This is a genomic window from Brevundimonas goettingensis (assembly GCF_017487405.1).
Lineage (GTDB): Bacteria > Pseudomonadota > Alphaproteobacteria > Caulobacterales > Caulobacteraceae > Brevundimonas > Brevundimonas goettingensis.
On sequence record NZ_CP062222.1, the window covers coordinates 3,562,886 to 3,576,181 of the forward strand.

A 13,296-nucleotide genomic window follows, 5' to 3' on the forward strand; every position below is an offset into this window, starting at 1 on the left:
ATGACGGGATCTAATCTTCCCGCGGCTCCGACAGCCAGCGGTCGACGCCCAGAGCGGCCATGGCCTGAAGGGCGGCGCGTTCGCCCTCCATCCAAGCGCCGTGGCAGGTGCCGAAGAAATGCGGGGCGGTGGCCTCGCCGGCGATGAATAGCCGGCTCTCGGCGGGATGGGCCAGCCGGGCCCGATCGCCGGCGTGGCCGGGCAGGGCGTGGGAATAGGCGCCGCGCGACCAGGTCTCGGCGCCCCACATCGATGTGGTCAGGGGCGTCAGCCGCTTTTTGAAGTCCGAGCCCAGATGGTCGACCAATTCGCTGACAGCGAAATCGAAGAAGGCGCCCTCGCCCTCGGCCTCCAGCCCCCAGGCCAGGTCGCCGCCGAAATAGGCCTCGATCACCGGTCGACCGAAGGGGCGCAGGTGGTAGGCGGCGGTCTGGGCCGTATCGCTGCGGCCCCAGAGCTGTCCGTCCTTGGGGAAATCCTCCGGCGTCTCGACCGCCATATGGACCTTGGACGCCAGACCCAGGGGCAGGCCCGCTGCGGCTTCGACCGTTTCGGGCAGCGGCGGATCGAAACGGATGGCCTCCGAGGCGATCAGATTGGTCGGGACCGTCAGGATCACCGTCTTGGCCAGCACCGCGCCGCGCAGGGTCTCGACCCTCATCAGAGGCCCGGTCCGGTCGATCCTTCCGACCGGGCAGTCCAACACGACCGGGACGGGGCGGCCCAGCGTCGCGATCAGCGTCCCATAGCCCTCCAGCACCCGGTAGTTCACCTCGGTGTCGCGATAGGCGACATAGTCGGCGGTGGAGACCTCGGCGAACTTCGCCCCGTTCAGGGCGCCGGACAGGGCGTCCATCCGGCCGTTCCAGCGGCCCTCGGCGGTGTCCGACGGGGCGAAGAAGTCGGCGCCCGGTCGGTCCTCGCCCCGCGCCACGGCCGCCTCGATCCGTTCGTCCAGGGCGTCGAAGGCGGCGCGCCAGGCGGCGCGCTCGTCCACCGACATGCCGAAGGCGGCCTGGCTCCACGGGGGCGGGGTCTCGTCGACGGTCAGGCCGACCTCTCGCGTCACCGCGACGAGCGGGTTCTCATCGGCCGAATGCAGCCAGCCGCAGCCCATGTCGAGCGGCAGGTCGAGGCTGCCGCCGCGATGCTGTGTCAGCCGCCGGTGCACGGTGTGGGCCCGGCCGCCGATGCGGTCGCGGGCCTCCAGAACGATGACGGAGATCCCCGTCTTCGCCAGACGCCGCGCCGCCGCGATCCCGGACGAGCCGGCGCCGATCACGACGACGTCGACTTCCGCGGGCAGGGGCGTGGACGAGTGGGTCATGGTTGGTCGCAGGCGTAGAGGAGGCTTGGGCCTTCGCCAACCGCCGGGACCGGGAAATCGTTGCGCCGAAATCGTGCGAACCGCCCGGGGTCTGATACAAGGCCGGCACCTCAAGTCGCGTCGGAGCCTGAACCATGCTGATCCACCTGTCCTCCTGGCCCGAAATCGACGCCCGACTGAAGCAGACGAAGACGGTCGTCATCCCCATCGGTTCGAACGAGCAGCACGGCCCGACGGGCCTTCTGGGCACCGACTGGCTCTGCCCCGAGATCATCGCTCACGCGGCCGAGAAGACCGACGAGAGCCTGGTCGTCGCCCCGACTTTCAACATCGGCATGGCCCAGCATCACCTGGCCTTCGCAGGCACCATCTCGCTTCGCCCCTCGACCTTCATGGCCGCGATCACCGACTGGGTGTCGTCGCTGAGCCGTCACGGCTTCGAGCGGATCTATTTCCTCAACGGCCACGGCGGAAATGTCGCGACGATCGAGGCGACGTTCAGCGAGATCTACGCCGAATGGTCCTTCGTCGAGGACCGGCCGCCCTTCGTGCTCAAGCTCAGAAACTGGTGGGACCTGCCCGGCGTCATGGGGCTGTGCAACTCCCTGTTCCCGACCGGCCACGGCATGCACGCCACCCCGTCCGAGATCGCCGTGACCCAGGCCGCTTATCCGGAACGGATCAAGACGGCCGACTACAGCCCGCAGATCGCGCCCAACGGCCCGATCCGCGACGCGCTCGACTACCGCGCCCGCTTCCCCGACGGCCGCATCGGTTCGGACCCGGCCCAGGCCAATCCGGAGAAGGGCCAGAAGATCATCGACGCCGCGATTCCCGCCCTGCTCAGGGACGTGGCCGGGTTTTCGAACGAAACCCTGCCTTAAGATCGCTTGCTCATGGTGGCCGAGGGGCGCACGACAGAGACCATGACCCAGACCCAGCTCGACAAATTCCTGGCCGATAGCCGGCGGGCGGCGCGAAACGCCCGTTCGGCGGCGACCACCGCTGTGGCGGGCGGGGAGATGATGAAGGCCGCCGGCGACGTCATCGTAGCCCGACTGGAAATCCTCGCAGCGGGGATGGCCGATCCGAGCAAGACCGACCTGACCGAAATCTCCCTGATGAGCACGGAGAAGACCGAGGCCCTGTCGGAAGCCGCCGCCTCGCTGAGCCGGAATCTCGGCGATGTCGGGGGCCGGCTGTCGCAGTCGGCCATGGAGGAGCTGGGCCATGCGGGCAAGGCGGCGACCGCCATGGCCGCCGCCGCCACGCCCCAGGCCTTCGCCGCCGCCCAGTACGACTACGCCATGGGCTGGTGGGGCCGGGCGGCCGGTCAGATGCTGACCCTGAACACCGAACTGCTGCGGGCCCAGGCCGAGGCGATGAAGCCTATCCACGACACGGCGGTCGCCAATGCGCGACGGCTGAGGAAGTAGTCCTCCGGAGTTCACCTGACAGGGGAACGCGGCGGTCGAGCCAACGTTGTCGAGTCTCCTCCAGACAGGATAACGACCATGGCTGATCCGAAAACCACCGATCCGCACCCCGGCATGCTGGGCGACGGCACCGAGGAACAGAACCTCGGCCAGCCGGGCGATCCGTCCAAGCGCATCACCGAAGACGAGGTCGACGAGGCCTTCGGCGGCGAGGAAGAGGGCTAAAGCCTCTTTCAGGCCGTGCGCAGGATCCCGCCCTCGACCTTGACCGGCCAGGGCGACAGCTTGCCGCCCGCGCACGGCCCGCCGACGCATTTGCCGCTGATCGGCTCGAACACCGCCCCGTGCCAGCCGCACAGGATCAGGCCGCCGTCCGGCGTCAGATAACGGTCCAGTTCGACGGCGATGGGAAAGCCCGCGTGCGGACATCGGTCGATCCAGCCCGCGACCTCGCCGGCCTTGCGGACCACGAAGCCGTGGAAGAACGCCTCGCCAATCTGCAGCACATAGCCGCGCGAGCCCGGGTCGGCGATGTCGTCGATCAGGCCGAGCGCAACGTTCGGCGGGGTCGTCCAGACGCGTTTGCGCTCGGCCGGCGCCTCACTGGCGGCCTCGGGGGCCGTCTCTGCGCTCAATTTCGCTCGACCTTGAGCGGGCGCGACAAAAGCCCGTCGATGACGACGTCGACGGTGGTCTCTCCGGCCAGGACGGCGGCGACGGCCTCGCAGATCGGGGTCTCGACGCCCAGTTTGCGGGCCAGATCGCGGACGGCGGGCGCGCTTTCATAACCTTCGGCGACCGACCGCTTGCCGGCCAGGGCCTGTTCGACCGTCTGGCCCTGACCGAGGGCGAGGCCGAGGCTCATATTGCGCGACTGCGGGCTGGAGCAGGTCAGGACAAGGTCGCCGAGCCCGCACAGCCCCGCCACGGTCTCGGCCTCACCGCCCAAGGCCACGGCCAGACGGGTCATTTCGGCGAAGCCCCGGGTGATCAGGGCGGCGTGGGCGGACTTGCCCAGACCCCGGCCCTCGACGATGCCGCAGGCGATGGCCAGAACATTCTTCAGCGCGCCGCCGGCCTCGGCGCCGATCAGGTCGGTGGCCAGATAGGGCCGGAAGCCGGGCGCCGACAGGGTCCACATCAGCTCTTCGCCGAGCGCCGCGTCGGCGCAGGCCAGGGTGACGGCCGTCGGCAGGCCGCGCGACACGTCGGCGGCGAAGCTGGGCCCCGACAGAACGGCGACCGTCGCCCCGGGAATCGATTCCGCCAGCACATCGGTCATCAGCTTCAGCGAGCCGCGCTCGATCCCCTTGGAACAGAGGACGATGGGCGTGCCCGGGCGATAGTGGGCCGCGAAGGCCGTCATCACCGAGCGCAGATGCTGGGCCGGGGGCACGGCGAGGATCAGGTCGCAGGCGGCCAGGTCGGCGATGTCGGCGGTGACGTTGACGTGGTCGTCCAGCACGACGCCCGGCAGGAAGGCCTCGTTGATGCGGCGTTCGCGGATGCTTTCGACCACCTCGGGCTCGCGCGCCTGCAGCAGGGTGTCCAGCCCGGCCCAGCCTGTCACCTGCGCCAGGGCGGTGCCCCAGGCGCCGGCGCCGATCACGCCCGCAGATCGAAATTCCATGCGTGTTTCCTACGCTTTCGCGCCCTTGCGGCCCGCGGGATGGACAGGATCGGCCAAGGCGCGCGCTTCGTCCAGCGGCCAACGCGGCCGGGCGGCTGTATCAATGTCCGAGGTCAGCCCCAGTTGCAGCCGCTCGGCCCCGGCCAGCGCGATCATGGCAGCGTTGTCGGTGCAATAGGCCATGGGCGGGGCGAGGAAGGAAAAGCTCTGTCTGGCTGCGACCGCTTCCAGAGTTGATCGGACCGTCTTGTTGGCCGCCACGCCGCCCGCAACGACTAACAGCCGGTGCTCGTGCTTCTCCGCATAGTCCTTCATGGCCCGTTCGGAGCGTTCGGCCAGTTGGCGGGCGATGGCCGACTGGACGGCGTCGGCGAGGTCGGCGCGGTCCTGATCGGTCTCGCAGGCCTGGGCCAGACGCGAGGCCGCGGTCTTGAGCCCCGAGAAGGAGAAGTCGCAGTCTTTGCGGCCCAGCAGGGCGCGCGGCAGGTCGAAGCGCGAGCCGTCTCCCGAGGCGGCCAGCTTCTCCAGCGCCGGCCCGCCGGGATAGCCCAGCCCCATGGCCTTGGCGATCTTGTCGAAGGCCTCGCCGGCGGCGTCGTCGATGGTGGTGCCCAGCCGGCTCATGTCGCCGATGCCGCGCACCTCCAGCAGCTGGCAGTGACCGCCCGAGACCAGCAAGAGCAGGAAAGGGTAGGCCACCGGCGCGCCCAGCCGGGCCGAGACCGCATGCCCCTCCAGATGGTTCACGCCCACGAAGGGCAGGCCGCGCGCCAAGGCCGCCGCCTTGCCGAAGCTCAGCCCCACCATGACCCCGCCGACCAGACCGGGCCCGGCCGTCGCCGCCACCCCGTCCAGTTCGCCATAGCCCAGACCGGCCTCGGCCATGGCCCGTTCGCTCACGCCTGCGATCATCTCGACATGACTGCGCGCCGCGATCTCGGGCACGACGCCGCCGAAGGCCGCGTGGTCGTCGATCTGGGAATGGACCACCGAGGACAGGACCGTCGCCGTGCCGCCCGGCGTCAGCCGCACGACCGAGGCCGCCGTCTCGTCGCAACTGGTCTCCAGCCCGAGGACCACAAGATCCCCTCCGGTTGCCGGGTGCGCCCCGCTGCTATAGTTCGCGCCGATAGTCATCGGGTCGAGGTAGCGACCCCACAGGGCCTGCGCAACTTTCCATGTCTCCCGTCATTCGCATCGGCACCCGGCGTTCGAAGCTGGCGCTGGCCCAGTCGGGCATGATGCAGCGCGCCATCGCCGCCGCCATGGACCTGACGCTGGAGCAGGTACCATTGGTCGAGATCGTCACCACCGGCGACCGGGTTCAGGACCGCCGCCTGCTTGAGATCGGCGGCAAGGCCCTGTTCACCAAGGAGATCGAGGAGGCCCTTCTGGACGGCCGCGTCGACGTCGCCGTCCATTCGATGAAGGACGTCCCGGCCGAACAGCCCAAGGGCCTGCGCATCGCCGCCATTCCCGAGCGGGAAGACGCCTCGGACGCCTTCATCAGCCATCAGTATGCGTCCTTCGATGACCTGCCCGCCGGCGCCCGCTTCGGCACCGCCTCCCTGCGGCGTCAGGCCCAAGCGCTCGCCCTGCGCCCCGATCTCGACATCCAGATGCTGCGCGGCAATGTCGACACCCGGCTGAAACGGCTGGCCGAGGGAGAGTTCGACGCCATTCTTCTGGCCACGGCCGGGCTGAACCGGCTAGGCCTGTCCGGGGTGATCCGCGAGCGGCTCTCGCTGGACCGCTTCCTGCCGGCGCCGGGGCAGGGCGCCCTGGCCATCCAGACCCGCGACGGGGACGAAGAGGCGGAAAAGCACGCCCGCTGGATCGCCGCCCTCAACCATCCGATGACCGCCCTGGCCATCGCCGCCGAGCGCGGAGCGATGGTCGCGCTGGAGGGGTCGTGCCGCACGGCGGTCGGGGCCCATGCGACCTTCGGCGACGGCCATCTGCTGCTGACCACCGAGATGCTCAGCCCCGACGGCTCGGCCCGCTGGCGTCGGTCCGGGACGCTCGGCGACATCCATGCCTCGGACGCCGAGGCCGCCGCTCATACGCTCGGCCAGACCCTGGGCCATGAGGTTCACCTCGCGGCAGGCGATCAGGAAGTCGTCTCCGGTTGACCGGGCCCGGGCCCCTCGTCTGGATCACCCGCACGGTCCCCGGCGCCGCCCGCCTCGCCGACCGCGTCCGTGAGGCCGGGTACGACGCGGTCGTCTTTCCCCTGCTGACGCGCGATCCCGACTTTTCGCCGCCCGGCGCCGTGCTCGACGATGTCGCGGCCCTGGCTTTCACCAGCGTCAATGGCCTGGCCTTCGCCGCCCTGACCCCGCGCCGCGACTGGCCGGTCTTCGCCGTCGGCGACCGCACCGCCGAGGCGGCTCGCCGCGAGGGGTTCGCCGATGTGGTCTCGGTCGGTGGGGACGCCCAGGCCCTCGCCGAACGGATCGCGGCGGACTGGGGCGACCGGAAGGGCGTCCTTCTGACCCCCGGCGCCGAACGGCCCGCCGCGGATCTGACGGCCCTGCTGGCCGGCCGGGTTCCGGTGCGTAGCCTGCCGGTCTATCGCATGATCGAGTCCGCCGCCCCGACGCCCGAAGCCTTCGACATCGTCCTCCTGCAGTCCGCCCGTGCGGCCGAGGTCCTGGCCCGCCGTTTGACGCAGGACGACGCCGCGAACCGCACCGCCGTGGCCCTCTCGCCCGCCGTGGCGGCCCCGATCCGCGCCCTCGATTTCGCCGAGGTCCGCCTCGCAGCCCGTCCGGATGAAAACAGCCTCATGGAAGCGCTTGGCAAGGCGGCGCGTCCCGTATAAAGAGCGCTCCTCGCGTCGCGGGGCCCCGGCCCCGATCGCCGAGGGCCGCTTTAGCTCAGCCGGTAGAGCACATCATTCGTAATGATGGGGTCAGGTGTTCGAGTCACCTAAGCGGCACCACTCCCTCTCCTGAAATATGACGCCCGCAGCTAGGCTCAGTTGAGCGGGATGCGGCCCGGCTGACGTCGGCGGTTCTTCAGATAGCCGCGCTTTTCGATCCCCTCGCGAACGAACAGAACGATCACCGCGATGACGGCGACGACGACGAGGGCGATGGCGGCGATGAGCATGCGGCGTGTCCGAAGCGTCGCGGCCCGGGACGCGGGTCGCTGAATATGGCTCAGGTTGCAAAGCTCGGGCCATGCCGACACGCCGGCGGCGAATTTCCTTTCGATTTCTGACTCAGGACCTGAGGCGACGGACCGGCGGCGACGTCCTTATCCATGGGGGCTCACACCCCTGCGCCGCACCCTCGAGCGGCGATCCATCGCGGATGGGGTGGCCCGATGTTCCAGCGTCGGGCCATCGTCCGCCGTTCGATGGCGACGACGTTTCATGGGTCTGAGGGCGGCCGAGCCGTCCCGGTTTTAAGATGCGCGCAGAACACAGGCTTGAAACGCCGCGTTTTCTGATTGATGAACCGCGTTCAGATGGTGGACGGCGACAGGGCAAACGCTCTAGTTGAGACGATCCCTTGGAGTCGTCGATGCATCCCCGTTTGAGTGCGCGTCAGGAGCAGTGTCTGCGCCTCACCGCCTTCCGCACAGACAAGGAGATCGCGGCCCACCTCGGCATTTCGGAAGCCACGGTGAAGAAGCACGTCCACGAGGCGTGCCAAAGACTGGGCGTCAACCGGCGCAAGGCCGCCCTCGCCCTCCTGGACCCGATCGTACCAGATACTTCCGAGGGACCGGCTGTCGAGCCCAAGCCGCCCGTCGAACCGTCTGTCGAACCGTCCGGCCAGACGGCGGACGACGACAAGCCCGAGGTCCCGGCCGCCGACCCCGCCGACGGCGCGCGCCTCGGCTACAGGCCGCCGCCGCGAAACCCGGCGGTTCGCATCGCCCTGATCGTGGGTCTGACCATCATTCTGGCCGCCTTCGTCGCCACCACGGTGGTGATGCTGGGCGAGATGCACGAAGCCGTCGGCAAGATCGACGCCAAGGTCTATCCCGGCGTGGCCAAGAAGAAGTCCTGACCGACCGTGCCGCCGACCCAGCTCTTTTTCCTGATCTCGGTGGTGGTGATCCTGCCGATCGCCTGGCTGAAGGGCGGTCATGCCGAGCGGACGGTCGCCGTGGTCCTGCTGGTCAACTATCTGATCGCGCCCTTCCTGCAGCCGGCCCGGGTCGGAGAGCTGATGTTCGGCCTGGCTGTCGCCGACGCGGTTCTGCTGGGCGTGCTCGGCTGGCTGACGCTGAAATTCGATCGCTGGTGGCTGCTGCTGGCGACCGCGGCCCAGGGGTTGGTCGTCATGGCCTATCTGGCCGTCATGACCCGGCCCGAGGTCACTGCGCGCGAGAATATCGTGGCTCAGTGGGTGTTCGGCCTGTTCACCCTCTACGCCTTGCTGGGCGGAGTTCTGGAGCGCTGGCTGGCCGGGGAACGGCCGACGGCGCGGCCGCTCCTGCGCCATTCCGCTCGGCCGCAGCCTTGAACATATAAGCATATCTTTATATGTCTGCGCCTAAATCGCTCCTCTTGGAGCGTCTTCGGAGCCAGACCCTTGTCCCGTTCTTCCTTTTTCTTCACCTCGGAAAGCGTTTCCGAGGGGCACCCCGACAAGGTCGCGGACCGGATTTCCGACACTGTCGTCGATCTGTTCCTGTCCAGGGACCCCTATGCCCGCGTCGCCTGCGAGACCCTGACCACGACCAATCTGGTCGTCCTGGCCGGCGAGATCCGCGGCGAAGGCGTCATGAACACGTCCGGCGCCTGGGCTCCCGGCATCGAGGCCGAGATCGAGGCCGCCGTGCGCGCGGCGGTCAAGGACATCGGCTATGAGCAGTCCGGATTCCACTGGGAGAAGTTCGAGTTCATCAACCGTCTGCACGGCCAGTCGGCCGACATCGCGGTCGGCGTCGACGCCGCCGGCAACAAGGACGAGGGTGCGGGCGACCAGGGCATCATGTTCGGCTATGCCTCGAACGAGACGCCCGAGCTGATGCCGGCGACCCTGCAGTACAGCCACAACATCCTGAAGAAGCTGGCCGAGGTCCGCCACGCCGGCGACAAGCGCCTTGAGCCCGACGCCAAGAGCCAGGTCACCATCCTGTACGAGGACGGCAAGCCGGTCCGCGCCACCTCGATCGTGCTCTCGACCCAGCACGCGCCGGGCCTGTCCTCGGCCGACGTCGCGGACATCGTCAAACCCTACATCCTCGAAGTGCTGCCCGAAGGCTTCACCGACGAGAACACCGTCTGGCACATCAACCCGACCGGTATCTTCGAGATCGGCGGGCCTGATGGCGACGCCGGCGTGACCGGCCGCAAGATCATCGTCGACACCTACGGCGGCGCGGCGCCCCATGGCGGCGGCGCCTTCTCGGGCAAGGACCCGACCAAGGTCGACCGTTCCGCCGCCTATGCCTGTCGCTACCTGGCCAAGAACGTGGTCGCCGCCGGTCTCGCCGACCGCTGCACTATCCAGATTTCCTACGCCATCGGCGTGGCCAAGCCGCAATCGATCCACGTCGACCTGCACGGCACCGGCAAGATTCCGGAGGCGGTTCTTGAGGACAAGATCCTCGACTTCATCGGCGGCGCCACCCCGCGCGCCATCCGCGAGCACCTGGGCCTGAACAAGCCGATCTATGCCCGCACCACCGCCTATGGCCACTTCGGTCGCGAGCCGGACGCCGAGGGCGGCTTCAGCTGGGAAAAGACCGATCTGGTCGACCAGCTCAAGGCTCTCGCCTGATCGTAGCCTGATCCTTCGGGGTCCTGAACTCGCCGGTCGTTCCGAAAGGGGCGGCCGGCGTTTTCGTTTGTGATGGCTTCTTTCTGTCGCCATCACCCGCTAGAGGGCCCGCCATGCCTGCCTCCAAGACCCCTGACAGCCCCGCCGACACCAGCGCCCACCGTCCCATGCGGACCTTCGGGCGGATCAAGTCGCGCCCGATCAAGCCGCTGCAGGCGGCCCTGTTCGACACCCTGATGCCGTCCATTGCCGTGCCGGATCCCAAGGCCGGGCCGGTCGATCCGACTGCGATGATGCCGGACGCGAAGGCAGTCTGGCTGGAGATCGGTTTCGGCGGCGGCGAACATCTGGCGGCACAGGCGGCCGCGAACCCTGACGCCCTGATGATCGGCTGCGAACCCTTCCTGAACGGCGTCGCCTCCGCGCTCAGGCATATCGACGAAGGCGGGCTGAAGAACGTCCGGCTGCACGCCGACGACGCCCGGGCGGTGGTCGAGGCCCTGCCTGACGCCTCGCTGGACCGGGTCATGATCCTGTTCCCCGACCCCTGGCACAAGGTGCGGCACAACAAGCGGCGACTGGTCCAGGACGACTTCGTCACGGCCCTCGTGCGCGTGCTCAAGCCGGGTGGGCGTCTGCGCTTCGTTACCGACTGGAAGGACTATGCCGAATGGGCGCTGGAGCGGTTCCAGCGGAACCCCCATCTGGCCTGGCAGGCGAACGAGGCCGACGACTGGAAGGTCGCTCCGGCCGATCACGTCGTCACCCGCTACGAGGAAAAGAAGCTGGGCGATACGGCACCGCTGTTCCTTGAATTCGAGCGGACCGCCTAACAGATACCCGGCGTCCGAAAGCGGACAGGAAATCTCCGGGAAACTCTCATGGCCTTCGGTCTTTACGACGCCTCCGCGCCGGTCTTCGTGCGCGCCCTGACCAATCTGTCGGCCCTCATGGACAAGGCCCTGTCCCAGGGCTTTGACGAGGCGAAGCTGATCGAGGCGCGCCTGGCCCCCGACATGCGGCCCTTCTCCAGCCAGATTCAGCTGGCCTCGGACTCGGCCAAGGGCGCGGTCGCCCGGCTGAGCGGGACCGAGAATCCGTCGATGGCCGACACCGAGACAGGTTTCGCCGAGCTCAAGGGCCGGATCGACGCCACCGTCGCCTTCATCAAATCGGTCGACGCCTCCGCCTTCGACGGCGGCGAGGATCGTGACGTCGTCCTGAAGTTCCCGGGCGGCGAACAGCATTTCAAGGGCGGCGCCTATCTGACCGGCTTCGCCCTGCCGAACTTCTTCTTCCACGTGACCACGGCCTACGGGATCCTGCGCAACGCGGGCGTCGAGATCGGCAAGCGGGACTATCTGGGCACCGCCTGATCGACCGGCGTCGGAATGTCGCACCCCATGGGCGTGTAACCGCCCATTAACCGTGAATCGGCTGGTTTGGCCGAACGTCGTGTTTTCGAATGCGACGGGCGCCGATCGCGCGCCTGCTGTTTCGGGGAGGGGAACCCATGGGGCTGTCGAAGATCAGGATTGGAACGCGTCTTTGGATCGGCTTCGCCGCGGTCCTTTCGCTCTCGGTGGTGGTCGGTGCGATCGCCATCAATGAGGTGAACGCGATCAGCCGCAACCTGGCCACCGTCAATGAGGTCAACGGCGTCAAGCAGCGCTATGCGATCAATTTCCGCGGCAGCGTCCATGACCGGGCGATCAGTCTGCGCGACGTCACCCTGGCCGAGAGCGAGGAAGAGGTTCAGGCGGCGATCCAGAGCATCGGAACCCTGGCCGCGAAATACGCCGATTCCGCCGGCCCCATGGACGAGATGATGGCGCGTCCGGATGTGACCCCGGACGAGGCCGCCATTCTGGAAAGCATCAAGGATACCGAAAAGCGGACTCTGCCGGTGGTCGAACAGGTCGTCGCCCTCCAGACCGCCGGCGACCGGGAAGGCGCGCGCCGGCTGCTGATGACCGAGGCGCGGCCGCTGTTCATCGAATGGCTGGCGCGGATCAACCAGTTCATCGACCTGCAGGAGGCGCGCAACAAGGAGATCGGGGCCGAGACCAGTGAGGCGGCCTCGCGGTTCGTCTGGCTGATCCTCGCCTGTTGCGTTGGCGGTCTGGCCGTCGGGGCCGCGGTCGCCGTCTGGGCCACCCGCTCGATCGCGCCTCTGCGCCCCCTGACCGCGGTCATGCAGGCCATGGCCGGAGGCGACTATGGGCGCACCATCGTCGGTCGCGACCGCGCGGACGAAGTCGGCGACATCGCCGGGGCGCTCGAGGTCCTTCGCGAGAGCGGGCTCGAGACCCAGAGGCTCCGCGCCGAGGCGGCGCGCTTCCAGGAGGATCTGGACCGCCGACTGAGCGCCAAGGAGGCCGAGTTCGATCTCGCGGCGCGTGACAGCGTCCAGGCCATGGACGCCGTCGGCAAGGCCCTGGAACGCCTCGCCCGCGGCGAGCTGGATTGCCGGCTGGAGGACGACATCGCCTCCGGCTTCGCCAAGCTGAAGACCGACTTCAACTCCGCCGTCGCCCCGCTGGAAGAGGCGATCGCCGTCGTCGGCTCCAATGTCGCGGCCATTCGTTCGGGCTCGGCCGAGATCAGCCAGGCCTCGGAGGACCTGTCGCGCCGCACCGAACAGCAGGCCGCCAGTCTGGAAGAGACCGCCGCCGCGCTCGACGAGATCACAGCCACCGTCAACCGCACTGCGTCGGGCGCGCGCCAGGCCTCAGAGGTTGTCCAGTCGGCCCGCGGCGAGGCCGAGACCTCGGGCCGGGTCGTGCGCGACGCCGTGGCGGCCATGAGCGAGATCGAGGCCTCGTCGGCCCAGATCGAGGACATCATCGGCGTGATCGACGAGATCGCCTTCCAGACCAACCTCCTGGCCCTGAACGCGGGCGTCGAGGCGGCGCGCGCCGGCGACGCGGGTCGCGGTTTCGCGGTCGTAGCCTCCGAGGTGCGGGCCCTGGCCCAGCGGTCCGCCGAGGCCGCCAAGGAGATCAAGACCCTGGATCTCCACCTCGGGCCAGCAGGTCGCCCAGGGCGTAAACCTGGTCGGCCAGACGGGCGAGGCCCTGCAACGCATCGTCGGCCGGGTCGCCGAGATCGACGGTCTGGTATCCGAAATCGCCGCCTCCGCCCAGGAACAGGCCACCG

Annotated in this window: 15 protein-coding genes, 1 tRNA gene and 1 pseudogene; 12 read left to right on the top strand and 5 right to left on the bottom strand. The window is 68.6% G+C overall.

What is annotated here, in order from left to right; genetic code table 11:
* Positions 1 to 10 precede the first annotated feature (10 nt).
* On the bottom strand, positions 11 to 1,327 hold the full coding sequence (locus IFJ75_RS17520) for a flavin monoamine oxidase family protein (protein ID WP_207869908.1): 1,317 nt from the start codon (positions 1,325 to 1,327) through the stop codon (positions 11 to 13).
* A gap of 134 nt (positions 1,328 to 1,461) precedes the next feature.
* On the opposite strand from IFJ75_RS17520, the gene IFJ75_RS17525 reads away from it, so the two are divergent.
* From IFJ75_RS17525 to IFJ75_RS17535, 3 genes are all read left to right on the top strand, one after another.
* The gene (locus tag IFJ75_RS17525; RefSeq protein WP_207869910.1) at positions 1,462 to 2,211 is read left to right on the top strand and encodes a creatininase family protein; all 750 of its coding nucleotides are present in this window, start codon (positions 1,462 to 1,464) and stop codon (positions 2,209 to 2,211) included.
* A 42-nt stretch (positions 2,212 to 2,253) separates the two neighbouring features.
* Complete coding sequence (locus IFJ75_RS17530) at positions 2,254 to 2,763, top strand: phasin family protein (RefSeq protein ID WP_225896883.1); 510 nt, start codon at positions 2,254 to 2,256, stop codon at positions 2,761 to 2,763.
* Between the two features lie 78 nt (positions 2,764 to 2,841).
* A complete protein-coding gene (locus IFJ75_RS17535) occupies positions 2,842 to 2,988 on the top strand; it encodes a hypothetical protein (protein ID WP_207869912.1) in 147 nt (48 codons plus the stop codon).
* A gap of 8 nt (positions 2,989 to 2,996) precedes the next feature.
* Here IFJ75_RS17535 and IFJ75_RS17540 read toward each other — a convergent pair whose 3' ends face one another.
* From IFJ75_RS17540 to tsaD, 3 genes are read right to left on the bottom strand one after another with little or no spacing between them, the layout of a single operon-like run.
* A complete protein-coding gene (locus IFJ75_RS17540) occupies positions 2,997 to 3,398 on the bottom strand; it encodes a Rieske (2Fe-2S) protein (RefSeq protein ID WP_207869913.1) in 402 nt (133 codons plus the stop codon).
* Positions 3,395 to 4,393: an NAD(P)H-dependent glycerol-3-phosphate dehydrogenase gene (locus tag IFJ75_RS17545; RefSeq protein WP_207869915.1), complete on the bottom strand. Its 999-nt coding sequence runs from the start codon at positions 4,391 to 4,393 to the stop codon at positions 3,395 to 3,397. Before IFJ75_RS17545 ends, IFJ75_RS17540 begins: the two co-directional genes overlap by 4 nt.
* 9 nt (positions 4,394 to 4,402) lie before the next feature.
* Positions 4,403 to 5,530 (bottom strand): tRNA (adenosine(37)-N6)-threonylcarbamoyltransferase complex transferase subunit TsaD, encoded by a 1,128-nt coding sequence (gene tsaD, locus IFJ75_RS17550; RefSeq protein ID WP_207869917.1) that lies wholly within the window; start codon positions 5,528 to 5,530, stop codon positions 4,403 to 4,405.
* Between the two features lie 41 nt (positions 5,531 to 5,571).
* On the opposite strand from tsaD, the gene hemC reads away from it, so the two are divergent.
* The 3 genes from hemC (at position 5,572) to IFJ75_RS17565 (ending at position 7,337) form a co-directional block, all read left to right on the top strand.
* Complete coding sequence (gene hemC / locus IFJ75_RS17555) at positions 5,572 to 6,525, top strand: hydroxymethylbilane synthase (RefSeq protein WP_207869919.1); 954 nt, start codon at positions 5,572 to 5,574, stop codon at positions 6,523 to 6,525.
* The gene (locus IFJ75_RS17560; RefSeq protein ID WP_207869921.1) at positions 6,522 to 7,217 is read left to right on the top strand and encodes a uroporphyrinogen-III synthase; all 696 of its coding nucleotides are present in this window, start codon (positions 6,522 to 6,524) and stop codon (positions 7,215 to 7,217) included. Before hemC ends, IFJ75_RS17560 begins: the two co-directional genes overlap by 4 nt.
* Before the next feature lie 44 nt (positions 7,218 to 7,261).
* Positions 7,262 to 7,337 (top strand) — tRNA-Thr (locus tag IFJ75_RS17565).
* 35 nt (positions 7,338 to 7,372) lie between these two features.
* Here IFJ75_RS17565 and IFJ75_RS20055 read toward each other — a convergent pair.
* Positions 7,373 to 7,507, bottom strand: coding sequence for a hypothetical protein (locus tag IFJ75_RS20055; protein WP_263972999.1), 135 nt, complete (start codon positions 7,505 to 7,507; stop codon positions 7,373 to 7,375).
* A gap of 416 nt (positions 7,508 to 7,923) precedes the next feature.
* Here IFJ75_RS20055 and IFJ75_RS17570 point away from each other — a divergent pair, with 416 nt between their 5' ends.
* From IFJ75_RS17570 to IFJ75_RS17595, 6 genes and pseudogenes are all read left to right on the top strand, one after another.
* Positions 7,924 to 8,415: a helix-turn-helix domain-containing protein gene (locus IFJ75_RS17570; RefSeq protein ID WP_207869923.1), complete on the top strand. Its 492-nt coding sequence runs from the start codon at positions 7,924 to 7,926 to the stop codon at positions 8,413 to 8,415.
* A 6-nt stretch (positions 8,416 to 8,421) separates the two neighbouring features.
* Positions 8,422 to 8,874: a hypothetical protein gene (locus IFJ75_RS17575; RefSeq protein ID WP_207869925.1), complete on the top strand. Its 453-nt coding sequence runs from the start codon at positions 8,422 to 8,424 to the stop codon at positions 8,872 to 8,874.
* 69 nt (positions 8,875 to 8,943) lie between these two features.
* Positions 8,944 to 10,137, top strand: a complete 1,194-nt coding sequence (gene metK, locus IFJ75_RS17580) for a methionine adenosyltransferase (protein WP_207869927.1) — start codon at positions 8,944 to 8,946, stop codon at positions 10,135 to 10,137.
* Between the two features lie 113 nt (positions 10,138 to 10,250).
* Positions 10,251 to 10,970, top strand: coding sequence for a tRNA (guanosine(46)-N7)-methyltransferase TrmB (trmB, locus tag IFJ75_RS17585; protein WP_207869929.1), 720 nt, complete (start codon positions 10,251 to 10,253; stop codon positions 10,968 to 10,970).
* A 48-nt stretch (positions 10,971 to 11,018) separates the two neighbouring features.
* On the top strand, positions 11,019 to 11,513 hold the full coding sequence (locus tag IFJ75_RS17590) for a DUF1993 domain-containing protein (RefSeq protein ID WP_207869931.1): 495 nt from the start codon (positions 11,019 to 11,021) through the stop codon (positions 11,511 to 11,513).
* Positions 11,514 to 11,650: 137 nt separating this feature from the next.
* A pseudogene (locus IFJ75_RS17595) lies at positions 11,651 to 13,283 on the top strand (HAMP domain-containing methyl-accepting chemotaxis protein); the annotation flags it as partial.
* Positions 13,284 to 13,296 lie beyond the last annotated feature (13 nt).

Coding starts and splice junctions, on each gene's coding strand:
- IFJ75_RS17520 (WP_207869908.1), bottom strand. CDS start 1,327: ATGACCCACTCGTCCACGCCCCTGCCCGCGGAAGTCGACGTCGTCGTG.
- IFJ75_RS17525 (WP_207869910.1), top strand. CDS start 1,462: ATGCTGATCCACCTGTCCTCCTGGCCCGAAATCGACGCCCGACTGAAG.
- IFJ75_RS17530 (WP_225896883.1), top strand. CDS start 2,254: ATGACCCAGACCCAGCTCGACAAATTCCTGGCCGATAGCCGGCGGGCG.
- IFJ75_RS17535 (WP_207869912.1), top strand. CDS start 2,842: ATGGCTGATCCGAAAACCACCGATCCGCACCCCGGCATGCTGGGCGAC.
- IFJ75_RS17545 (WP_207869915.1), bottom strand. CDS start 4,393: ATGGAATTTCGATCTGCGGGCGTGATCGGCGCCGGCGCCTGGGGCACC.
- tsaD (WP_207869917.1), bottom strand. CDS start 5,530: ATGACTATCGGCGCGAACTATAGCAGCGGGGCGCACCCGGCAACCGGA.
- hemC (WP_207869919.1), top strand. CDS start 5,572: ATGTCTCCCGTCATTCGCATCGGCACCCGGCGTTCGAAGCTGGCGCTG.
- IFJ75_RS20055 (WP_263972999.1), bottom strand. CDS start 7,507: ATGCTCATCGCCGCCATCGCCCTCGTCGTCGTCGCCGTCATCGCGGTG.
- IFJ75_RS17570 (WP_207869923.1), top strand. CDS start 7,924: ATGCATCCCCGTTTGAGTGCGCGTCAGGAGCAGTGTCTGCGCCTCACC.
- trmB (WP_207869929.1), top strand. CDS start 10,251: ATGCCTGCCTCCAAGACCCCTGACAGCCCCGCCGACACCAGCGCCCAC.
- IFJ75_RS17590 (WP_207869931.1), top strand. CDS start 11,019: ATGGCCTTCGGTCTTTACGACGCCTCCGCGCCGGTCTTCGTGCGCGCC.